Below are 22,458 nucleotides of genomic sequence, written 5' to 3' on the forward strand. Positions count from 1 at the left end.
AATGGAAAAGGTGAAAATCAGCCCATTTCAATTCTTCTCGATATTGGTTCTGTTTCAGTTCGGCACGACGCTCGTCGTAAATTTGGGACTTGAGGCAGGCCGGGATGCATGGATAGCCGTGCTCATCGGAACGGTGATCGGCATGCTGATCTTCTCCTTGAATGCGTATTTGTACACGGCATTTCCCGATAAACTGCCAGTGGAGTATTATCGATTATTGCTCGGGAAATATGTCGGCAGCCTTGTAGGACTAGTCTATGCCGTCCTTTATATGTTCACAGCGGCTCGAGATCTCGTAGACGGGGGACTGCTGGTCATGGCGTCCGCCGCGTTGAGGGAAACGCCGCTTCTGATCGTGAATCTGCTCATGATCATGGCGGTGGCCTATGTGCTGCATCAAGGCTTGGAGGTGCTGGCACGGACGGCTACCATCTTTTTGGCGATTATGTTTATGATCGGGGTGTTCAGCGGGATCGTGATTCTATTTTCCGGGATCATTGACCTTCAGCTCCTGCTACCTGTCATGGGTGAAGGATTCCAGCCGATTCTAGAATCGGTGCTAAAGAAAAACATTCATTTTCCGTTTGGCGAGCTTATCTGTGCGACGGCCATCTTTCCGGCTGTTAACCATACCAAAAATGGGGTGAAAGCAGGACTGCTGGCGATATTGGTTACCGGCGTCATCCTGGCTCACGTGTCGTTGATCACGATTTCAGTACTGGGAGCGGATATTACCGAACGGGCGGTATTTCCGCTCTTGACCATGATGGGGAAGGTAGAGATTTCGGAATTTATCGAGCGGACGCAAATTCTGATCGTGATGGTTCTGATCATCGGCGTGTTCTTTAAAATCAGCTTATATTATTATGCAGCATTGATCAGTTCCTCCATATTGTTCAAAATCCCGTATCGTAAATTAATTTATCCCTATGCACTGGTCATACTCGGCCTCTCCATTATCCTTGCCCGCTCTTACAGCGAGCATCTAATGAAAGGGGGAGCCTACCTGTATACGGTGTTCCCGTTCTATTCCATCGGTTTACCGCTCCTGCTCGTGATCATATGTCTGATCCGCAAAGCCATCCTCGGAAGGCGTTCCGGTTCTGCACCCGGCCCGGGTTCGGGACCCGCTTCCGGTTCCTGAATCCGATTCCCCAGACGCTCTAGAGGGGCTCGTTTCATGCTTCCTCTTGCGGAAGCTGCGATAAAGATCCGGAATAACCAGCAGAGCTAGCAAGAGGATCACGGTGATTCTCTCAACGGGAGAGAAGAGCGTGAAACGCCAGTTAATGATAAAGTTGTACCACGGAAAGCCGAAGAGGATGTCCGTAAGGATCGTTATGGTCAAGCATAATACGGCGGTTAATAACATGATCGAATATTTTTTCAGGAGCATGCAACTCACCTCGCCTTTCGTCTTAGGGGGTCAATCGGATTGGCGCCTCTTATAACCCCGTCCTGTTATAGTATGGAGGGGAGGGAGGTTAAAAATACCGAAGCGGGAGAGCGGGTCATGCGGTACGCCATCATGATGCATACCATGCTTTCGACATTTTTTTTAAAAAAATGCTTGCTTTTTAACTTTAGTCGTTATATACTCTTAATTACGGTGATCACAACGAGTTGATAACCCAAACACATGCGGTCGTGGCGGAATTGGCAGACGCGCACGGTTCAGGTCCGTGTGGGCTAACCCCCGTGGAGGTTCGAGTCCTCTCGACCGCATCTAATGTAACAGCGAATAAGCTCTTGAATTTGTCCTTGCGGCAATTCAAGAGCTTTTTTGTATATCTGAGTTTTCCGCAGCTCGTATCATCGGTTGAAAGCGTGATGAGGGTTGTACGAAAATAAGAAACAGCTCCCTTCGGAGCTGTTCTCATGCGCTGAGTATCCCACAATTCAATAAGTGGGGGTTGCATCTGCAATAAGTTTGTCTGCCGGCACCGTGCACTTAAGCGCCTTGATAGGGATACGTTTCATCCATTACTGTCTTTGGAATGCTACCTTTAGGCCCAGTCCAATGTAGATTGCTCCAACGAATTTGCCGCTCCACTGGCTTAGGCGCCTGATCCATGGCGTCCGTTTAACCACTCTTCCAAGCGTGGAGACACTTAATACAATCGTGGTTGTATACAATATGCTTAGAATCACAAAAATCAATCCCAGGACTAAGAACTGCCCGACCGCTTCACCGCGTTCGTGATGAATAAATTGAGGCAGGAATGCCAGAAAGAAGAGGGCCGTCTTCGGATTAAGAAGCTCAGCAACAGTTGCCGAAACGTAGGATTTCAGGGAGCCTGCCGATTCAACCTGGGGCATTTGCGGTTCGGAGGGCTTGCTTAGGATTGCGCGAATCCCTAGGTATAGCAAGTAGGCTGCGCCTGCAAATTTAACAACATTGAAGGCAAGTGCCGAAGTCATCAATATTGCGGATAGACCTACCGTTGCAAATAAGGTATGTAGGAAATCCCCGGTAGCGATACCGAGCCCAGCCATTATGCCTCCTCTTCGCCCGTTCTGAACGGTGCGGGTAATGGTGAGGAGAACGGCGGGTCCTGGAATCAAAAATAGACCAAGAACAACGATGATGTACGTCATAAGAGTCGGAAAATCGAGCATTTGCATTCCCCCTTTATGGTCCTAAAGCGATGGGTCTGTCGTTACTCAAACCATCCTGTCCCTATATTAGAGTCAAATGATTCAAATGGCAAGCAGGTGAATCGATAATTATGCTGCTCTTAGAACCTCCCGGATAAGCGTTTTTTCCTGTTCCGTTTTATGGGGTGTTGCCATTATACTTATAGTAATTGAATGGTCTTGGAGCTGGCGTTATGTTATCGCCGTTCCATCATGGATAGATTGACAGCAGGGGGAATTTGACCGGGAAGGGGGAGTGGTCGAAATGGCAAACGTACGAAACCGGTTCGGCACATGGTTGCTGCTGGTCGTCTTGCTGTCCGTGACAGCCGGTTGTGAGGCGCCCGATTCCGGGAGCAGCGTTGTCGCTCCTGCTCCCGTATCGCTTACGCAGAACCATGACGGGAAGCGGAGCGATTCGGACGGATCGGCATCCGGCGGGAAATCCTCGAAGACGGATCAGTCCGAGGGGAACCCATCAGAACCTGCCGGCCAGGGTTCAAGTGGCGAAGCGGATGGAAAGAGCAAAGACGAAGTGGATCTCACGGATGTTACGGCCATGTGGCTTATCAATCACCAAGCCGGATGGATTGGGGGAGACGGATGGATTGCCTTCAGTGATGACGGCGGAACCGATTGGGAGGTGCAGGCTTATCCCGAGGAGACGGTTCGCCAAATCTTTGCCTTGAACGCAAACCACGTATGGGCCGTCATGGAGAACAATGATTTATATCAGTCGACGGACGGGGGACAGGTCTGGAACAAGATCGGCAGGACGCCGAATGGGGGATTTCTTCATTTCGTATCGCCGGACACGGGGTTCAGCGGATCGGCGAGAACGGAAGACGGGGGGAAAACGTGGGGAGAATCCGAGGGTCCGGATACGACCCGGAAACCGGAAGATTTGCGTGAGCCGTTGATTGGCTGGCGGCTTCAGAATGACCAGCAGGATCTTCACGGTCATGGCGAATGGCTGTAACATAGAAGAAGATCAGGCGGCATGGAAGAAATCCACACCAACGTAAAACAAGCAGGCACGGGCAAGAGGTAGCTCTCTTATCCGGTCTGCTTGTTTGCTTTATATTTTTGCTCCTGCGGTTGTTTCAACCGGGCGCTTCCCTCAGGGCAGCTCCTTAAACAGGATTCGGCAGCCGAGCCATATGCCTCCTGCAATGCCGAGAATACCGCCGGCGGCTACGCTGCCGACCAGATCGTAGGAGTGCCATCCCAGCAAAAAACCGATGCCGCTGCCGAACGTCGTTCCTGCCAGCAGACCCAGCGCAGCACCGTTCTTCTGATTTAAGCTCATGCCAGACCATCACCTCAACGAACAATATTCCCAGTTAACGCGAAGAACATGCCGGCAAGAAGAAAAAAAGCCCGGCGAGCCTTAATCCGGGTAAGGTCGCGCAGAGCAGTTGATGAAGAGGTTATGAGTTCATTTCGTTCTTGCTTTACGAATGTTTGTTCAGGATGCAGTCTGCAAACAGGACCGATTTTGGAATGCGGAAAAATTGTTCCGCTTTCTCCTGAAATGCTGCCGATGGAACCGTTCCTTGATGCAGCCATTTGCGGAATGTGCCGGGATGCACGCCGATCCAGCGGCTCACATCGCTTACCGACAAATCGTGCACCATGCATAGGCCTGTCAGGATCCGGTTACTGACCGGCGAGCGTGTCAACGTCCGCTTCATAAAGCGCGACGGTGCAGGCTGGCAGATCAGCGGGGACTGCTCCAGCAGCTCCTCCCGGAACAGAATATGACGGGGATACCCGAGGTAACTGCAGGCTTTCTCCAGATTTTGCTTTCCGGGTACGCGTCCCTCATATACCCAAGCACTGACGCTGCGCGAGGAAACTCCCAATTCTTCGGCAAGCTGAGACAGTTTGATGTCATTGGCCATTAGAATGGCAAGGAGGACGCGGTTGCGAATTTGGCAGCGGGTCGGCCTCCGAAAGCGCTTGACTCGCACGCCTTTCCCCAAATATTTCCGATTGATCAGGGACCACGCCTCAATGGAGTGTTTTTCTTGCTGCAATGGTGTAGGCATAATTCCTCCGATTTTTTTTAACACAATACTACAATATTCGACACTAACTTTTCAATAGCCAACGTCTAAACATTTGTTTCCATTTCGTTGTTGCATAATCAACGCGTACTGCGACAGACCTGTGAAAGAAGTGCTTGCCGTACCCAGAAACACGCCGCTGGAGTATGAATCCGGCAACGTTAAAGTGATGATGTCTCGTCGACTCAACGAATATCAAATGATCTGTATCTCGTAGGGTGTACAGTTGGCTACAAAGCTTAAATGTTTCATTAGACTTGTCTATGCCTAACAAAAAAAACTGCCGCCGGCCGGTTCTATTCGCAATTTGGTTCAATAATCCGGATGATCCGGGCCGGCTGCCGATGGCTGCTGGGAATGGATGCGGAACTCGCTTGGTGCGATGCCGGTCCACCGCTTGAATTGGCGGCTGAAATGCGCATTGGTCTTATACCCCAGCATCATCGCAATATGGTCAATGCTTAGGTCTGTTTGCTTCAACAGCCGCTGGGCCTCATTCAGGAGGGTTTCGGATAGAAACTTGCGCGGTGCTCTGCCGTATACCTGCCGAAAAATCCGATTAACCTGCGACGGACTAAGGTTCAGCGACTTGGCGATGTCTTGGATCCAGGTTCGCTCGGTCTCCTGAATTTCACCGTGAAGATGAATATATCTTACGGAGTCCTCGATTTGCTCGGCGATCTGACGCGCGATGGATTCTGTTCTGGATAAGGTGACGGATGTGGTCTGAGACAGCTGTCCGACCAGGGAGCCGAGCAGTTCGAATACGGCGGCATGGACCCTCATCTGTTTGGAGGCCGGCAGCGGGCTGGATAAGTGCTCTGTGGCCAGATTGTACAGCGTAGACAGAGAAGAAGACAGTCCCTGGGCTAAAGCCGAATCTGCCGGATAATAAATGTCCTTGCAGCGGTTGAGTTCTCTGCAAAAGGATGTATCGTGAACGCTGAAATGAACGGAGAAGTAAGTGAAACCCTGCGGACCGGCACACGTGCAGGAATGTGTCATGCCGGGGCGAATGAACAACAAGTCTCCAACGGACTGCTTGTACAGCTGTCCATTGACCACCATATTCATCTCGCCGTCCATCATCCAATGAATTTCGTACATGGAATGCTCGTGGGACGGATAAGTCCAGCGGGAATCCACTTTTCTTGCATGCAGCCCCAATAATTGAAAAGACATGCGAACATCGGGCAGACGACCTAAATACGCGGCTTCGGAAAGCTTGGTCACAGCAAACCTCCTCGGTATGTCCTGTATTCCCGTAACGGTTAGACTCATCTTAACAGAAAAATTATGCGTGAAAAGGGTAAATCGTCGTAGAGATTAGCGCATCGTCATGGGCGATCGGTGGTGCTATGGTAGTAATATCAACCCGATGGGGAAGAAATGGGGGCAAGCCTGAATGAGAATTATTCGATTTCTGGACGGACAACGGAAGCGGCTGGCAGCCGTTACGGATGATGAAACAGCCTATCGTCTGCCGCAGCCGGATTTTATGACTTTGATCCATCAAGCCAGGGAGCGCGGGATCTCTCCTGTTCAATTGGTTGAAAGCGCTTTTAGTCCGACAAGTGAGCTGGCTGGTGATTGGACTTCTCTGCATCTTGTCACGCCACTGGACGCGCCGGAAGTATGGGCGGCGGGTGTTACGTATCAACGAAGCCGCGAAGCACGAAATTATGAAGCTACGGATGGAAGACTGGATGCGGAGACATTTTACGATAAAGTCTATGACGCTGAGCGGCCGGAAATCTTTTTCAAATCCACGGCCGCCCGCACCATCGGACCGAACGAGGCCGTCACGCTGCGCAGCGATTCCACATGGCAGATTCCAGAGCCTGAGTTGGGACTAGTCCTTGCCGCTGATGGAAGTATAGTGGGATACATCGTGGGTAATGACATGAGCTGCCGCGATATCGAAGGGGAGAACCCGCTGTATTTGCCGCAAGCAAAAATATGGCGCAATTCCTGCTCCATCGGACCGGCCATCCGGCTTGCGGAAACGGTGCAGAATCCATATGCATTCAGCATCGTCTGCGAGATTTACCGCGAGGGGCGCATGGTCGTGAAGAGCCAGGCAAGTACAAGTGAATTAAACCGAAAGCTGGATGAACTGGTCTCGTTCTTGGCAAAGGACAACGATTTATTCGATGGTACGGTGCTTTTGACAGGCACAAGCATTGTGCCGCCTAATGATTTTACGCTTGAGCCCGGAGACCGGATTGAAATTTCGATCAGCAGTATCGGTACGCTGGTGAACCCTGTTTTATCAAATTAGTTTTTAATAAGGAGGGCGTATTCCCATGACGGCATTTCAAAGAGAGCAAGTATACAGGAACTATATCAACGGAGAATGGGTGAAGGCTGCGTCCGGAGAAACCGAACCCAGCATCAATCCGGCAAACCGGAAAGAGGTAGTCGGTTATGTACCGGTTTCCGGTATAGAGGATCTGAACCGTGCTGTCGCAGCGGCCAAAGCAGCAGGCCGAGCCTGGCGGCGATTAACCGGCGCGGAACGCGGCAATGTTCTCTACAAGGCAGCTAATGTGTTGGAACGCCGGGCCGATGAGGTCGCCGAGGCGATGACGAGGGAAATGGGCAAAACGCTTGCAGAAGCTAAGGGAGAGACGATGCGCGGCGTCGCGATCCTAAGGTATTACGCTGGCGAAGGGATGCGAAAAATAGGCGATGTCATTCCTTCGACGGACAGCGAAGCGCTGATGTTTACGACCCGTGTACCGCTTGGCGTCGTGGGCGTCATTGCCCCATGGAATTTTCCCGTAGCGATTCCGATTTGGAAGACGGCCCCGGCTTTGATATACGGCAATACCGTTGTGTTAAAGCCGGCGCAGGAAACGGCGGTCACGGCAGCCAAAATCATGGAATGCTTTGAGGAGGCGGGAATTCCGGCAGGCGTTCTCAATCTTGTATGCGGCAGAGGTTCGGTGATCGGATCTGCGCTTGCCGAGCATCCGGATGTCAACGGGATAACGTTCACAGGTTCCAACGAAGTCGGAAAACGGGTCGGCGCCGCCGCTTTGGGGCGGGGAGCCAAGTATCAGCTTGAAATGGGCGGCAAAAATCCGATCATTATCGCGGCAGATGCGGACCTGGACTTGGCAGTCGAGGCCACCATCAGCGGCGGCTTGAAATCCACAGGCCAAAAATGCACCGCCACCAGCCGGGTCATTGTGGAGCGGAAAGTATATGAAGCCTTTAAAGAAAAGCTCCTGTCGCAAATCCGGGAGATCCGGTTGGGGGACGGCATGTCTTCCGAAAGCTGGATGGGACCGTGCGCGAACGAAGGACAGCTCGAAACGGTGCTGAACTATATTCAGAAAGGGCAGGATGAAGGCGCCGTGCTGCTGACCGGCGGAAAAAGAGCGGACGGTCCAGGGCTTGAAGAAGGGTTTTATGTCCAGCCAACCGTATTTGAGGGGGTCGAACCGCACATGTCCATAGCCCGGGAAGAAATCTTCGGCCCTGTGCTTGCATTGATCGCGGTGGATTCCCTGGAGGAAGCCATAGAGACGGCCAATGACAGCGACTTTGGTTTGAGTGCCTCCATCTATACGCAAAATGTCGGCGCAATGCTGTCTTTCATCCGGGATATGGATGCCGGATTGGTCAGGATCAATGCGGAAACGGCCGGCGTAGAGCTGCAGGCTCCATTCGGCGGAATGAAAATGTCGAGCTCGCATTCCAGGGAACAGGGGCAAGCGGCCATCGAGTTTTTCACATCCATCAAAACGGTTTTCGTTAAGTCTTAGGCGGCGGGAGGGTGCCATGCACGAACAGATTATGTCGATAATGGGGGAGAAAGACTCAAGCTGTTTCGATATTATGGCGTATGCTCCCGGGGCGGCGGGACGGCTGCCTTTAACGGATGACTTGCTGCGGAACGCTCCGAGCGGCGACTTGTTCGGCATGTCCCAGAATGTCGGGATGGGCTGGAAGCCCGGGGAGTTGAACGGAAAACAGTTTCTGATCCTGAGCACGCAGGGCGGAATTCGCAACGAGGACGGCAGTCCTGCCGCCCTCGGTTACCATACGGGCCACTGGGAGGTCGGCCTGCTCATGAAGGCCGCGGCGGAAGAGATATCGGGCCGCGGTGGAATTCCGTTTGCCGGGTATGTCAGCGACCCTTGTGACGGCCGATCCCAGGGAACGACAGGCATGTTTGATTCCCTTCCATACCGGAACGATGCTGCCATGGTGTTCCGCAGACTGATTCGCTCCTTGCCGACGCGCAAAGGGGTGATCGGCGTCGCCACTTGCGACAAAGGTCTGCCGGCGATGATGCTTGCGCTTGCGGGCATGCCACAGCTGCCTGGTGTGATCGTTCCCGGGGGCGTCACCCTTCCGCCTGTCGATGGAGAGGACGCCGGCAAAATTCAGACGATCGGCGCACGGTACGTCAGCGGCGAGCTCTCCCTGGAAGCGGCGGCGGAGCTCGGCTGCCGGGCATGCGCTACACCGGGAGGAGGCTGCCAGTTTCTAGGCACGGCGGCAACGGCCCAGGTCGTCGCCGAGGCGATGGGCATGACGGTGCCGCATGCCGCGCTTGCACCATCCGGGCAGCCGATCTGGATCGAAATGGCTCGGCAATCCTCACGCGCACTCATGGTCATGGAGTCCAAAGGGCTGAGAATGGCGGACATTGTCACCGATGCGGCGATTCGCAATGCGATGGCCGTTCATGCCGCATTCGGCGGCTCTACCAATCTGCTGCTCCACATTCCCGCCATTGCCCATGCAGCCGGTTTAACCGTGCCTGCGGTGCAGGACTGGATCCAGGTCAACAAGCATGTGCCGAGACTGGTCAGCGCCCTGCCGAACGGCCCGATCTGCCACCCGACCATTCGGGTGTTTCAGGCCGGAGGAGTGCCTGAAGTGATGCTTCACCTCAGGCAGCTTGGCATACTGGATGAGTCCGTGCTTACCGTAACAGGTACGACGCTGGGCGAGGTGCTCGACTGGTGGGAATCGTCGGAACGCCGTCATCTGCTACGGAAGCAGCTGAAAGAGAAGGACGGGGTTGATCCGGATAGTGTCATTATGAGCGCGGAGTATTCGCGGCGTCTTGGCATTACCTCTACCGTAACGTTTCCGACCGGGAATATCGCTCCGGAAGGCTCTGTGATCAAATCCACATCGATCGACCCTTCGGTACTGGATGACCATGGCGTGTATCGTCACAGAGGCAGAGCCAAAGTATTTACAACCGAACGCGAAGCGATCCGTGCGATTAAGTCCGGCGGAGTTCTGGCAGGCGACGTCGTCGTACTTCTCGGGCGGGGTCCGTCAGGGACCGGGATGGAGGAGACTTACCAGCTTACGTCTGCGCTGAAGCATCTGTCTTTCGGCAAATACGTGTCGCTCATTACCGATGCCCGGTTTTCCGGTGTTTCCACCGGGGCATGCATTGGCCATGTTGGCCCCGAAGCGCTGGCAGGCGGGCCAATCGGCAAGCTTCGGAACGGTGACTTGATTGATATCGTCGTGGATCGCAACACGCTGGAAGGCAGCATAAATTTTGTCGGTGAAGGGGAAGTCGAGGTTTCGCCGGAGGAAGGCGCTCTCATCCTGGCACAGAGGCCTTTCCATCCCGATATGCGGCCGGATGAAGCTCTGCCGGATGACACCAGGCTGTGGGCTGCGCTGCAGTCCGTCAGCGGAGGGACATGGAGAGGAAATGTGTACGACGTGGAACGGATCATAACCGCTCTGGAAGCCGGCAAAAAAGTACTGGGCTGGCACTGAAACAATCACTTTTTGTACAATCATCATTTTCATGCCGGAGGTTGCTTAAATGAATATGATCACGAACCCCATTCTTCGCGGTTTTCATCCCGATCCGTCCATATGCCGGGCAGGGGAAGATTATTATATCGCCACATCCACCTTCGAATGGTTCCCGGGCGTACGGATTCACCATTCCCGGGACCTGGTTCATTGGAAGCCGATACAATCTCCGCTGACCCGGACATCGCAGCTGCATATGGAAGGCAACATCGATTCCGGAGGTGTATGGGCTCCCTGCCTCAGCTATGACAACGGCGTGTTTTACCTGATTTACACAGATGTCAAAAGCCGGGTCGGCGCTTTTAAAGATACCCATAATTACCTTGTGACGGCGACGAATATCGAAGGCCCGTGGTCTGAGCCGGTGTATTTGAACAGCAGCGGGTTCGATCCTTCCTTATTTCATGATGAGGACGGACGCAAGTGGCTGGTCAATATGATTTGGGATCACCGTAAAGGAAAGAACCGGTTCTCGGGCATCGTGCTCCAGGAATTTTCCGTTCAGGAACACAAACTGACCGGGCCCGCCGTTAACATATTCAAGGGCACGGAATTAGGGCTGACGGAAGCACCGCATCTGTACAAATATAAGGGGTATTATTATCTGCTCACGGCTGAAGGGGGAACCGGTTATGAACATGCGGTGACGGTAGCGCGATCCCGTACGTTACAAGGGCCCTATGAGGTCGATCCTGCCAACCCGATCCTTACTTCATACGGCAGGCCGGATTTAAAGCTGCAGAAGGCCGGTCACGGCAGCCTCGTCGAGACGCACACCGGCGAATGGTACATGGCCCATCTGGTCGGCCGGCCTGTCAATGGACAGTTTTGCACACTTGGCCGTGAGACGGCTTTGCAGCAGTGCACGTGGAGCGAGGACGGCTGGCTGCGGCTTGCGAGCGGTGACCGATATCCCGAGGTTCAGGTGCCTGCACCAAAAATCAAGCCGCATCCTTTTGAACCGGCACCGGAGATGGACCACTTTGATCAACCCATGCTCCGGAGCGATTGGAATACGCTTCGTATTCCGCCGGATCCGACGTGGCTGAGCCTTACGGAACGTCCCGGTTACTTGCGCCTGCGCGGCATGGAGTCGATGAGCTCGACGCACAGGCAGAGCATGGTCGCCCGAAGACTGCAGGCTTTTGCGTGTGAAGCCGAAACTTGTCTGGAGTTTGCACCGGACCATCCGCAGCAAATGGCAGGGCTGATTCTGTATTACGACACGAAAGACTATCTTTATTTACGGGTAACTTATCATGAAGAAAAAGGACAGTGCCTGGGAATCATTCAGTCCAGATACGGGGTTTACGATGAGCTGCTGGAGGATATTCCGCTGAAATCGGTGAACGGAATCCGGTTAAAGGTTGTGGTTGATCATGACCGTGCCTGCTTCTACTATGCGTTACAGGATGATCCGTCCTGGTATCCCGCAGGCGGATGGTTCGATATCACGCATCTGTCCGATGAATCTCCTGAATATATCCGGTTTACGGGAACCTACATCGGTCTTTGTGTGCAGGATCTTGGCGGGACCCGGAAACACGCTGATTTTGATTACTTTGTATACAAAGAGACGAACAGCACGACGATTTAAGCCGATACTGATATGCCCCCCAATATGACATGGCTTTTCAGATTGATGGAAGAAAAAAAGAGTTCCTCGCCTCTTGTCTAGCAGTTTTGACAAGAAGGCGGGGAAGGTTTGTCCGTTCGCCCATATTATTCGATTTCGATTTGAAAAACGACCGGTACCGAACTTTTGACGGTTACGGTTTGTATCGATAAGGCTTCATCGTTTCGGTCCCATGTCGGCTTCTCATCGAACCCGAGCACACGAATATCCCGGATGATGCCATGATAGTGGGGGGAACGCTCTTTCAGCGAGCGGATGCGGACGATGCCATCCTCAGGATAAGCCAAAACCGTTGCATACAGATAACATCCTTTCATTGTGAAACGGATATCTTCGCTTGTGAAGTCTGTGGCCGTTCCGTCCGTGAATTGACCTTCTTTAATTTCCGTCGGCCCTTCACCGAATGTTTTCCAAAACGTTGTCCCGTATATCGCTTCTCCGTTGACCTGCAGCCAATCTCCGATGGCAATGAGAATATCTCGGTCCTCGGCGGGGATCGTTCCATCTGCTTTGGGCCCAATATTGAGCAACAAACTGCCGTTTTTGCTCACGATATCAACCAGATTCTGAATGATTTCGACTGGCGATTTGTATTCATTATCGGGCGTATAGCACCAGGAGTTCCTCGCAACGGCTGTATCGGTTTGCCAAAAGTACGGCTTCAGTTCCGCAAATTGGCCTCTCTCTACATCAGGGACGGCCGTGCCAAACATATAAGCGTCGTGCTTGTAATTGATGGCAACCGGGTATCCCCATTCGTCGCCCTTATTATAATAATAGGCTGCGAATTTCTTCAGGTACGGTTTAAAAGCGCTGGTCTGAATCCACCAGTCGAAATAAAAAACTTTAGGGCGGAAACGGTCGACCAGCTCGCAGCACCGGAGCAGCCAGTCCTCCAAAAATTCATGACTCGGAGGCGAGCCTGCCAGATCTTGATGATCCGGCTCCGGCATTGAAGGCCAGTAGAAGTCGTCGCGTGCAAGCGGTTCCCGGATATCCGAATCGAAATCCTTGCCGTGAGACAAGAAGAACCAATGCTCCGCACGGTGAGAAGAGACGCACAGCTCCAGTCCCTGGCGTTCGAAAGCGGTTTTCATTTCAGCGAGAAGATCCCGGCCTGGCCCCATCTCATAGGCGTTAAACCGGGAGAGTCCGCTTTTGTACATTTGGAAACCATCATGATGTTCGGCAACGGGCATTACATATCTGGCCCCGCTGCGTCTGAATAAATCGGCCCATTCTTCCGCGTCAAACCGCTCAGCCTTGAACATCGGAATGAAATCCTTGTACCCGAACTGTTTGTGTTCTCCGTAAGTAGCAATATGATGCTCATATTCCTCTGAATTTTGAATGTACATATTGCGTGGATACCACTCGTTTTTAAAAGCGGGTACGGAGTATACACCCCAGTGGATGAAGATACCGAATTTGGCATCTCTGTACCATTCGGGAACACGAAATGCTCCAAGAGATCCCCAATCGTCTTTGAATCGCCCTCTCGCAATCGTCCCGTCGATCACTTGCAAATATTCATTTCTATCCATGAAGTACAATCCTCCTTTTCGGTTCATGTTCTCTTATGATAGCGCTATCGTAGAAAGGAAAGAATGGATAATACTCATCTCATCGTGGATTTTATTAACCTGTTACGGCCGGAGAAATCCATTTATATTAGGATCATTCCATGTGGTTCAACAGCGTCAAAACGGTGGGTTGACTATGCCTACAACGAGGGCATATAGCCGACAGTGGCTTTGGCGGGGACTGGCTCAGGCGGGGGCGGCAGGCGTATGGATTGCCCAATGTCGGCCGGTGAGGCCAGGCTGCGGCTTCGAACCACTGCATGAGAGCGATTTCCTTTTCCGCACGAACGGGGTATGATAGAAGTGGGAATTTTACATAGCGAAGAGATGGAGGAACCAATCGTGATTAAACATATTGTGTTTTTTAAATTAAAGGAGCCAACAGCCGAAAATATTGAACGGACGGTACAAGTGCTGCGTGATATGGAAGGGAAAATACCGATGCTGAGATCGATCGAGGCCGGTGCCGATGTCATCCGTTCGGAGCGCTCGTACGATCTGGCTCTCATCGTTGAAGTCGATTCGCTTGAGGATCTGCAGGCTTACGCGGTTCATCCGGTCCATCAGGAAGTGATCCGCTACATTAATACCGTCAAGGATCATACGCTCAGCGTTGACTTTGAAGTGTAGCCCGTTGTTTGATAATCATTTAACAGCTCTGGAGGAGATTGACCGTGTATTATGTAAATCAGGAACAAATTGAACGGCGGCTTGAGGCTATTCCCGAGATTGCGGAGGGACTCAGGAAAGCAGCGCAGTCATGGGACGGCGGACTTGTGCTGGGAATGATGCAGGAACGGGCCCTTCATCTGGCGATCGAGGTCGTGACCGATGTCGGAAGCTATCTGATCGACGGCTTTATTATGCGGGATGCAAGCAGCTACGAGGATATTATGGATATCGTCCACGAGGAGAAGGTCTTTCCTCAAGACGTGCACGCCGTGCTGCTGGAGCTGGTTAGGCTCCGCAAGCCGCTGGTTCAGGAATATTACGATTGGGACAGGCATTCGCTGCATCCGTTAACGGCGAAGCTGCCGGATGCTTTGGAGCGGTTCGCGGCGCATGTTCGCGAGTATTTGAAGAATGAGCTTTAAGCGAGGAAAAGGATTCTAACCGTGCAGCACGGCTTGGCGACGCATTTGTAAAACATCCGGTCCGGGATATCCCGGGCCTTTTTCGTGTTAGACAGGTCCTCTTCATAACCTCCCGAGAAAAATGTAAAAAGCTGTGTCAATACAAGCCCATCCTGCTTATAATGCATCAAGCGACTAGGCATTCGCCCGGTCGGATGAAAGGAGGAGTTCCCTATGACGGAGTGGAGCGCGCTTGCGGCTGCTGTTGGAATTATGATCGTTGCCGGCGCAGCGATCGTGATGATGCTGTCCCTTCGCAAGCTGCTGCAGCATACGGAAGCCGTTCTTGCCAAGCTGGAGCAGGATAGCTCGCAGCTGGCGCAGGAAGCCTCGCAAGTGTTGAAGCAGGCCTCCGTATCGATGGAGATGGTACAGCGGCAGCTGGCAGCGGGCGAAGCCTTAACTGCTTCGCTGAACGATGCAGCTTCGGCCATTGCCAAGACGGCGGATGCCGTTCATGCCGTAGGGAAGAAGGCTTCGATAACGGCGATTGAGCATCTGGAACGGGCGCGCCTCGATAATGAAAGGCATATCGGGGAGATGTTTCGATGGATTGATGCCGGCATGACCTTATGGCACTCATGGAGCAGATACTCTTCCGCCAAATCCGGCGAGGGGCAGGCCAAATAGAAGGGATGGGATTGTATGAACGATAAGAGCAAAGGACTCCTGTGGGGCGTATTGATCGGCAGCGTTGCAGGCTCCGTGACGGCGCTTCTTCTCGCACCGAAATCCGGAAAAGAGCTTCGGGGCGATATTGCCGAAGGCGCCCGCGGCATCGGGAGCAAGGTGCAGGAGGCAGCCGAGAAGGTTGGGGAGCAGGGCTTGAATCTGGTCGGCATTATGACCGATCGCGCTGAAAACGTGATCTCTGACATTCAGGCATGGCGCGGCCGGAAAGAATCCTGGCTGGAGGAGGAAGACATCGTTCAAGTGTCGTCTTTCAGCGATGATGAGGCTGAGGAGGAAGAGCAGTTTATCAGCTTCATTCCGGAGTCCAAAGATCCGCAAGCATAATCGCTGCGAGGTTCGCGGCCACCATATCGAACATAGGCGAAAGCCGGGACTGCTATAGATGCGGGCCCGGCTTTTACTATGCGCATTTCGCAGCAGGAAGAAGGAATTTGGTCAGCGTTAACGTTGAAAATCCGAGCAAGCTAGTAAGCGTAGCTTTCAGATCGGCGAATTGGCGTCAAGGGGATTTAGGAGGCTTTCCGCGAGTGTCATCCATAGTTCATCTGTGGTCTTCCAGCGCTTGTCTAATCCTGGCGCACCTTGTTGAAGATAGGGGGGAATTGGGGTAAGATTTAGGTACATTTCGAACCGAAATGACATATGGTATCACGTAAACCATGAATATGATGAGAAGGAAGCGGTGGGTTCGTGCAGCAAGCAATCGCAATACTAGACTCAGGTGTGGGTGGGCTGACCGTCGCTAAGGAAGTGATGAGACAGCTCCCGAGAGAGAAGATTATTTATTTCGGAGATACTGCCCGCGCACCCTACGGACCCCGTACACCGGAAGAAGTCCGTTTATTTACGGAACAGATTGTAGATTATCTAATCCAATATGATCCCAAAATGATTGTCATCGCCTGCAATACGGCTACGGCGGCGGCGCTCGATTATATTTCATCCAAGGTGCCGGTGCCTGTCATCGGTGTCATTCATCCGGGCGCGCGAGCCGCGATCAGTGCAACGAAAACCGGCCGTGTCGGTGTGATCGGCACCGTCGGGACGATCGGAAGCGGAGCATATACGGCGGCTCTGAAGCAGCTGTCCCCCTATGTGGAGGTTGAGAGCCGGGCTTGCCCGGATCTCGTTCCGCTGGTGGAACACGGATTATTCCGATCCAAAGATTCGCTGCAGGTTGTCGAAGAATCACTGAATGGAATGAAAGACTCATCCATTGATTGTCTGATCCTTGGCTGTACGCATTATCCATTCCTGATGGATCCCATCCAGACCGTTATGGGGCAGGATGTGAAGCTAATCAGTTCGGCTGACGAGACGGCGCGCGAGGTCAGCACGATTCTGTACGACAAGGGACAGCTCGCCAGCAATGACGAGAGTCCGGTCCATCAGTTTTTTTGCACCGGAGATCCGGTGATCTTCCAGAGCATCGCTAAGGAATGGCTGGGGGATCATATTAAGCGGACGCCGGTGGTATGGCAGATTACGAAGCTATAATTCACGAATCATCATCGAGCGAAAAGGACGAAAGGAGCGGGCCGGCAGGGAAGAAATCCCTGCCGGCCCGTTTTGTGACCTGCCCCTAACGGTGTATGGGATAGGGATCGCGTATGGTTAACGAGTCCGGCGGATCAAGCGTCCGTATCATCCGCCGGTTCAAAGGCACATGATGGACAAACCGCAAATCATATATATGGAGTGGACGATAATCGAAGCGGCTCTGGCCGCGGAAAGGAATCCACTATGCAGCAGTATGTCGTTCAGAAAGGCGATACTTTAAGACGCGTCGCGGCACGCAACGGCCTGGCGCTGGAACAGCTGTTAACGGCGAATCCATGGGCGGCCCAGCAGCCTTATTTGAAAAAGGGGCAATTGTTGTATCTCCCTTCCTCATTGCGCCGGAGGTACATCATTCAAGAGGGGGACACGCTGGAGCGCATCGGCGCTGCCTTCCGGTTATCCGTAGGCGCTTTGATCGACCTGAATCCCGGGTTAACGGATCACAGCCTGCCTCCTGGCAAGACAATGGTTCTGCCGGCTCCGTCATCCGGGCATCTGATCAGGCTGGCGGGCGAGTACGGCCCGAATGAGCTTGAGCGCGATATTCAAGAAATGCGCATAAGGTACCCGGCCCTAAAGTGGACGGTGATCGGCACAAGCGTTCTCGGCAAACCGATCCATGCCGCTTCCATCGGCGTCGGCCCGAAGGCGCTTCATATGAATGCGGCCCTGCATGCCAATGAATGGATTACCGCCCCGTGCCTGTTGCGGTTTGCAGAGGATTACGCCAAGGCGCTGTCCGGAAGCACGCGCATTTATGGAGGGGACCCGGAAGCATGGTATACGGAATATACGCTATGGATCGTGCCCATGGCGAATCCGGACGGCGTGGAGCTGGTGCAGGAGGGGGTAACCCCGGACCATCCTTATTACGACCGGCTGCTTGATTGGAATTATGGACGTGAGGATTTTCGCCGCTGGAAGGCCAACATCCGCGGAGTCGACCTCGGCGATCAGTTTCCCGCGCACTGGGAAGAAGAGGTGGAGCGCAGAGGGAAAACGGGGCCATGCCCGCAGGATTATGCCGGGACCGCTCCGCTGTGTGAGCCGGAGGCTAGAGCCTTATACGAGCATACCCTGGACATATCCCCTGTAAGGGCGGTTTCCCTGCACAGCCAGGGGAAGGAGATCTATTGGAATTACAGGGATTATGAGCCGCCTGAGACCGAAGACTGGGCAAGGATTTTGGGCAAGGCAGCGGGCTACCGCCCGGTCAAGCTGCAGGGCAGCGATGCCGGGTATAAAGATTGGTTCATTCAGCATTATCGGAGACCCGGCTTTACCGTTGAGATCGGTTTTGGCGTAAATCCGCTCCCGCTGGAGGATTTTGAAGATTTATGCGTTGAGGCAGGCTCCATTGCCGCCGCGTTCATGTCACTGAAATAACGTTGGGATTTGAAACGGAAGCGATGCCGAGCTCGTATATCCTTTAGGAGCAGCCGCTGCATGGAATCTCCTGCAGCGGTCTTGTTATTTTTCGCCACGGCTTATGGCTTAAGACCCGGCCAAACGGAAGGCTGAGGAACATTGTATAGAATAAACCGTCTTATAGACCGGAAGGCTGTAATTTGAAGATTGGGTAATGATAATCATAACTGCGGCTCGAATGGAGGGATAGCATCATGAAATGGAGAAGATTATGGTCGCTGCGGCGCTGGTCGCATGTATTTCAGCGTATTTTCGGTTATATCGCCTCCTCCGAGGTTTCACTGCCGGACAAGCTCTTGTTTCTGGTTCCGGTCATACTCTACTGGGTGCTCCCGGATCTGATGCCTCTGCTGCCGATCGACGATATCGGCTTTACGATGCTGCTGATGAACTGGTTCGTTTCGCGCGTCGAACGAAAGTATCCCCAATTGCTGCAGGACAAGCAGCGGCGAACGGTGAAATAAGGCTGCTTAAGCTTTGCATATCCAGAGGAAATGGCCTGGTCCTACCGTACGGGAGGGAATTGCCTCATTACCCTGCTCTTGCGCATATTCCTCACTATGGTCTACAATAAACTATTGAATGCATCATCTTAGAGGAGATGAACGAATAGTGAAATGTAAAATCACCCGCAATGCGGCCAAGGTTATAAAGCGTGAAATGGCGAAGGAAGAGAATGCAGGAAAGCTGCTTCGGGTTATCGTGACCCATGCGCACGGCGATCATGCCCACTACGGGCTTGATTTCGATACGCCGAAGGAGAACGACGAAGTGGTTGCGACCGATAAAGAGATTGATGTGATTCTGGAAAAGGGGCAGCCGTTCCTTGATGGCGTCAAGATTGATTATCTCTACTTTCCACAGGAAGGCTTCGAAATCACGAATCCGTCCAAAGGCAATCACGGCGACCACTAGGTTGCTGCAGTAAAGAAGGTATGAAACATGGCAAATGATATAAGAGTCTGCGAGAAATGCAAGCATACGAGACTGAAGACCCTTATCCCGAAAATCAAGAAAATGGCGCCTGACGCCGAGATCAAAATTGGATGCAAATCTTACTGCGGACCGTGCGGCAAACGTGCATTCATTTATATCAACGGCCGATATGTCAGCGCGCCGACGGAGGATGAAGTGCTCGCCAAGGCGCAGCCGTTCATCAAGTAGATTCCAGGCGAGCATAATTTGACGGCTTCACCCTGATAATTCCCTTATGAAGGGTATAGTTCCTGCCTTGTCCATCCATGCTAAGAAGGCAACAGGAACCTGAACTTCAGAAGGGAGCAACCAACATGAACAGCCACGATTCCAGTCTTCATTCCAACAATCCCAGCAATAGCGCTCTGGATTCCGTAGAAAAGCTGCACCGTGCCGTATCCTCGGCAATGTCGCATCCTACGGAGCAGCTGATCCGGCAGGCTGAGAATTCCCTCTCCCACACGGAGCGGGCGGTTTCTCAGGTGATGGAGCAGGGAAGTCCGAACGCCGTAGAATTGGCGGAAGAGCTGTTAGGCGAGGAGAAGGAACGTCTGTCCAAGCTTCGTTCAAGCAAGAAATAGGTATGAATCCTGTGCAAGCCCGCTATTCGAGCATTAAAGCTCTATAGCGGGCTTTTTTGTAGTGTGCGGCCCAATCATCCGGCCCGTTTAGCGATGCGTACCCGATCGGCCGACATCCAGGTCATTTTCCACAAAATAAAGCCCCTGTATCCACTTGGCTGCCCAAATGGACGAACAGGAGCTATTGATCAAGGTTTTGAGATTGCAGAAGAACTCGAAGCTTTAAATTGACGGAGCAAATCATACATGATCACCTGATCCGACACCTGCAGCATTTCCTGCGTTTCCTCATATCCCTGGCTGCAGGCCTGAATATCGGTCGGCTGACGGCTAGCCAGATCATAGCAGGTGCCGCCCTGAAGTCCGGCGGCCTCGGATGGCAGATAGAACACCTTCCCGTCGGAAAATGCCCCGGTACGCAGCGGAATCAGCCGCTCTTCGTCTCCGAATAGATGCCCGCCGATCCAATAAGGGTCTGCCGCTATCCCAAGCAGGTGGAGAATCGAAGGCGCCACATTCATCATGCCGGAGGGTTCCGGATACACGCCCGCACTGCCGCCGTCCGGCAAATGAATGAGGAGCGGTACTTGATTCATGATCTGCTCCATATCGAGCGGACTTAGCTCGCGTCCCAAAAATTTCTCGTAGTCCTCTTTTTCCTTAATGGAGTTGTCATGGTCCCCATAGATTAACAGGATGGTGTTATCCCACAGCCCCTGCTCCTTCATCTGCTCGACGAGCTCGCCGAACGCAGCGTCAACGTAATGAACCGACTGAAGATAATCCCCCAGCATCGATCCCTCGAGTCCGCCGATGTCCAGCTTGCGTTCCGCTTCGGGGAGATGATACGGATGATGGCTTGACAGGGTGATAAGAAACGAATAGAACGGCTGCTTGATATTCTTCATATAATCGAGCGACTGGTCGAATAAGGCTTTATCGCTCAGGGACCAGCCCAGCACATCGTTCATCACGAAATCTTTCTTGCTGTAAAAATGGTCGTATTTCATCTCGCGGTACATCGTCGTCCGGTTCCAGAAGCTTGCATCATAGGAGTGAAAGACGTTGGCGGAATAGCCCTGGTCCTTCAATATTTCCGGAAGGGTATCGAAATCACGGTCCGCGTAGCGGGTAAATACGGAGCCCGTCGGCAGCGGCAGCAGCGAGCTGTGCGTGACGAAGTCGGCGTCGGAGGTCCGTCCCTGTCCGGTCTGATGATAAAAATTGCTGAAATATAAACTCTCCTTCATCAGTTTATTGAGATTCGGCGTAATTTCCTGACCGTTCACGGATTGTCCGATCACGAAGTTCATCAAGGCCTCCGTTTGAACCATGATGACATTGCTGTCTTTATACTTCCCGAACAACCCGCCTGCATTCGGCTGGGTGGACCTCCTGGCCTCAAACCATTCCCGAATCCGCTCGATCTCCGTCCCGGCGAGCTTCGGCTGGCTGATGACATGATCCCGGCTGTAGCGATACAGATCATAGCCATGAAAGCCGATCAATCCGGTAACGTTATACAGCGTAATATTCCACCAGTTGCCTTCGAACAGGCCGACCGCCCACGTATCCGACGCCCGTTTAATGGGAACCAAGGTCATGCCAAGACCCAGGATCAGAGCGAGTGACCCGGATACGAGACGAAGGATAAGCCTTCTTCTTCGCTCCTGCCGAAGCTCCCCTGCAAACGATAGTCCGCGTGCCGCCCCGGATCCTTTTTTACGCAGCAGCATGATGACAGTGAACGGGATCATGACCAGCCAATCGATAACAAAGAACAGATCTCCCGCGTCTGTCAGGGACCGGATGCTGTCGCCCAGCGAGCTGACCTGACCGGCTTGAAGCAGCACCGGCACCGTTATGAAATCGTCGAAATAGCGGTAGTATACGAGGTCTGCATAGAGGATGCCGGTCCACAGCATGTTTAACAGCGTCAAGGAGACGAGCCTTGCCTTAGGGGGAAGCCACAGGGTCCAGAACGAGACGAGAAGCAGCGAGCCGACCGCAATGACATAGTCCGCCTGATCGAGCTTGATCTGGGTCAGCCGGAGCCTGTCGTCGAACAGAACCAGCTTGTACATCATGAGTATGAGAAAGATCCAAAATGCCGTGAATCTGTAGTGTAAAATACGGGCGACCCGACTTCGCAGGCCACGCCTGGCGTGAAATGATAGCAATGTTAGATTCCCTCCTTCTAGCATCGGGAGTTCCCCGATTCGAGCCGGTGTTATCGATGATTACATTTATAACATAAATGAGGCGCAAACTCATATGTCCCCCAAGAGGATGCAAGCTCTCGAAAGAGCAAAAAGCCGCCCTGCAGGCGGCTCTGGCGTGATAGGCGTGATATAA

22 protein-coding genes and 1 tRNA gene are annotated in these 22,458 nt (G+C 52.9%); 17 read left to right on the top strand and 6 right to left on the bottom strand.

The annotated features are described in order from the left end of the window. Nucleotide 1: 1 nt before the first annotated feature. Together MKX76_RS00825 and MKX76_RS00830 are read left to right on the top strand one after the other, a co-directional pair. Nucleotides 2-1,144: a GerAB/ArcD/ProY family transporter gene (locus tag MKX76_RS00825; RefSeq protein WP_210095040.1), complete on the top strand. Its 1,143-nt coding sequence runs from the start codon at nucleotides 2-4 to the stop codon at nucleotides 1,142-1,144. Between the two features lie 497 nt (nucleotides 1,145-1,641). After that, nucleotides 1,642-1,725: transfer RNA gene (locus tag MKX76_RS00830), tRNA-Leu, on the top strand. 258 nt (nucleotides 1,726-1,983) lie between these two features. Here MKX76_RS00830 and MKX76_RS00835 read toward each other — a convergent pair. Further along, nucleotides 1,984-2,619, bottom strand: coding sequence for a LysE family translocator (locus tag MKX76_RS00835; RefSeq protein WP_007127648.1), 636 nt, complete (start codon nucleotides 2,617-2,619; stop codon nucleotides 1,984-1,986). Between the two features lie 283 nt (nucleotides 2,620-2,902). On the opposite strand from MKX76_RS00835, the gene MKX76_RS00840 reads away from it, so the two are divergent. Continuing rightward, on the top strand, nucleotides 2,903-3,616 hold the full coding sequence (locus MKX76_RS00840) for a WD40/YVTN/BNR-like repeat-containing protein (RefSeq protein WP_213614699.1): 714 nt from the start codon (nucleotides 2,903-2,905) through the stop codon (nucleotides 3,614-3,616). Between the two features lie 141 nt (nucleotides 3,617-3,757). Here the strand turns inward: MKX76_RS00840 and MKX76_RS00845 are convergent, their stop codons facing one another. The 3 genes from MKX76_RS00845 to MKX76_RS00855 all read right to left on the bottom strand — a co-directional run bounded on the left by MKX76_RS00845 (nucleotide 3,758) and on the right by MKX76_RS00855 (nucleotide 5,939). Further along, nucleotides 3,758-3,946: a hypothetical protein gene (locus MKX76_RS00845; protein ID WP_007127650.1), complete on the bottom strand. Its 189-nt coding sequence runs from the start codon at nucleotides 3,944-3,946 to the stop codon at nucleotides 3,758-3,760. 145 nt (nucleotides 3,947-4,091) lie between these two features. After that, nucleotides 4,092-4,688, bottom strand: coding sequence for a helix-turn-helix domain-containing protein (locus MKX76_RS00850; RefSeq protein WP_007127651.1), 597 nt, complete (start codon nucleotides 4,686-4,688; stop codon nucleotides 4,092-4,094). Between the two features lie 330 nt (nucleotides 4,689-5,018). Next, on the bottom strand, nucleotides 5,019-5,939 hold the full coding sequence (locus MKX76_RS00855; protein ID WP_007127652.1) for an AraC family transcriptional regulator: 921 nt from the start codon (nucleotides 5,937-5,939) through the stop codon (nucleotides 5,019-5,021). A gap of 172 nt (nucleotides 5,940-6,111) precedes the next feature. On the opposite strand from MKX76_RS00855, the gene MKX76_RS00860 reads away from it, so the two are divergent. From MKX76_RS00860 to MKX76_RS00875, 4 genes are read left to right on the top strand one after another with little or no spacing between them, the layout of a single operon-like run. Further along, nucleotides 6,112-6,987, top strand: coding sequence for a fumarylacetoacetate hydrolase family protein (locus tag MKX76_RS00860; protein ID WP_341032708.1), 876 nt, complete (start codon nucleotides 6,112-6,114; stop codon nucleotides 6,985-6,987). Between the two features lie 25 nt (nucleotides 6,988-7,012). Next, nucleotides 7,013-8,479: an alpha-ketoglutaric semialdehyde dehydrogenase GucD gene (gucD, locus tag MKX76_RS00865; protein WP_007127654.1), complete on the top strand. Its 1,467-nt coding sequence runs from the start codon at nucleotides 7,013-7,015 to the stop codon at nucleotides 8,477-8,479. Nucleotides 8,480-8,495: 16 nt separating this feature from the next. After that, the gene (locus tag MKX76_RS00870) at nucleotides 8,496-10,472 is read left to right on the top strand and encodes a YjhG/YagF family D-xylonate dehydratase (protein WP_341032709.1); all 1,977 of its coding nucleotides are present in this window, start codon (nucleotides 8,496-8,498) and stop codon (nucleotides 10,470-10,472) included. 49 nt (nucleotides 10,473-10,521) lie between these two features. Further along, nucleotides 10,522-12,111: a glycoside hydrolase family 43 protein gene (locus MKX76_RS00875; protein WP_210095045.1), complete on the top strand. Its 1,590-nt coding sequence runs from the start codon at nucleotides 10,522-10,524 to the stop codon at nucleotides 12,109-12,111. 125 nt (nucleotides 12,112-12,236) lie between these two features. On the opposite strand, the gene MKX76_RS00880 is transcribed toward MKX76_RS00875, so the two are convergent. After that, nucleotides 12,237-13,694 (bottom strand): alpha-L-fucosidase, encoded by a 1,458-nt coding sequence (locus tag MKX76_RS00880; RefSeq protein ID WP_341032710.1) that lies wholly within the window; start codon nucleotides 13,692-13,694, stop codon nucleotides 12,237-12,239. Between the two features lie 381 nt (nucleotides 13,695-14,075). On the opposite strand from MKX76_RS00880, the gene MKX76_RS00885 reads away from it, so the two are divergent. The 10 genes from MKX76_RS00885 (at nucleotide 14,076) to MKX76_RS00930 (ending at nucleotide 20,103) form a co-directional block, all read left to right on the top strand. After that, nucleotides 14,076-14,363, top strand: a complete 288-nt coding sequence (locus MKX76_RS00885; RefSeq protein WP_007127667.1) for a Dabb family protein — start codon at nucleotides 14,076-14,078, stop codon at nucleotides 14,361-14,363. A 44-nt stretch (nucleotides 14,364-14,407) separates the two neighbouring features. After that, nucleotides 14,408-14,827, top strand: coding sequence for a DUF86 domain-containing protein (locus tag MKX76_RS00890; protein ID WP_210095046.1), 420 nt, complete (start codon nucleotides 14,408-14,410; stop codon nucleotides 14,825-14,827). A 213-nt stretch (nucleotides 14,828-15,040) separates the two neighbouring features. After that, nucleotides 15,041-15,496, top strand: coding sequence for a DUF948 domain-containing protein (locus MKX76_RS00895; protein WP_007127669.1), 456 nt, complete (start codon nucleotides 15,041-15,043; stop codon nucleotides 15,494-15,496). Between the two features lie 15 nt (nucleotides 15,497-15,511). Then, nucleotides 15,512-15,883: a YtxH domain-containing protein gene (locus MKX76_RS00900; RefSeq protein WP_007127670.1), complete on the top strand. Its 372-nt coding sequence runs from the start codon at nucleotides 15,512-15,514 to the stop codon at nucleotides 15,881-15,883. 366 nt (nucleotides 15,884-16,249) lie between these two features. Beyond that, nucleotides 16,250-17,056, top strand: coding sequence for a glutamate racemase (gene racE, locus MKX76_RS00905; RefSeq protein WP_007127671.1), 807 nt, complete (start codon nucleotides 16,250-16,252; stop codon nucleotides 17,054-17,056). Nucleotides 17,057-17,302: 246 nt separating this feature from the next. Continuing rightward, the gene (locus tag MKX76_RS00910) at nucleotides 17,303-18,505 is read left to right on the top strand and encodes a M14 family zinc carboxypeptidase (RefSeq protein WP_210095047.1); all 1,203 of its coding nucleotides are present in this window, start codon (nucleotides 17,303-17,305) and stop codon (nucleotides 18,503-18,505) included. Nucleotides 18,506-18,741: 236 nt separating this feature from the next. After that, a complete protein-coding gene (locus MKX76_RS00915) occupies nucleotides 18,742-19,011 on the top strand; it encodes a hypothetical protein (RefSeq protein ID WP_007127673.1) in 270 nt (89 codons plus the stop codon). Between the two features lie 148 nt (nucleotides 19,012-19,159). Continuing rightward, complete coding sequence (locus MKX76_RS00920; protein ID WP_007127674.1) at nucleotides 19,160-19,462, top strand: HesB/IscA family protein; 303 nt, start codon at nucleotides 19,160-19,162, stop codon at nucleotides 19,460-19,462. A 27-nt stretch (nucleotides 19,463-19,489) separates the two neighbouring features. Then, on the top strand, nucleotides 19,490-19,711 hold the full coding sequence (locus MKX76_RS00925) for a DUF1450 domain-containing protein (RefSeq protein WP_210095048.1): 222 nt from the start codon (nucleotides 19,490-19,492) through the stop codon (nucleotides 19,709-19,711). A gap of 125 nt (nucleotides 19,712-19,836) precedes the next feature. After that, nucleotides 19,837-20,103, top strand: a complete 267-nt coding sequence (locus tag MKX76_RS00930; protein ID WP_007127676.1) for a hypothetical protein — start codon at nucleotides 19,837-19,839, stop codon at nucleotides 20,101-20,103. Nucleotides 20,104-20,291: 188 nt separating this feature from the next. Here the strand turns inward: MKX76_RS00930 and MKX76_RS00935 are convergent, their stop codons facing one another. Then, on the bottom strand, nucleotides 20,292-22,283 hold the full coding sequence (locus tag MKX76_RS00935; RefSeq protein ID WP_387730636.1) for an LTA synthase family protein: 1,992 nt from the start codon (nucleotides 22,281-22,283) through the stop codon (nucleotides 20,292-20,294). Between the last annotated feature and the right edge of the window lie 175 nt (nucleotides 22,284-22,458).

Source organism: Paenibacillus sp. FSL R5-0810, from assembly GCF_038002285.1.
GTDB classification, from domain to species: Bacteria; Bacillota; Bacilli; order Paenibacillales; family Paenibacillaceae; genus Paenibacillus_AQ; species Paenibacillus_AQ lactis.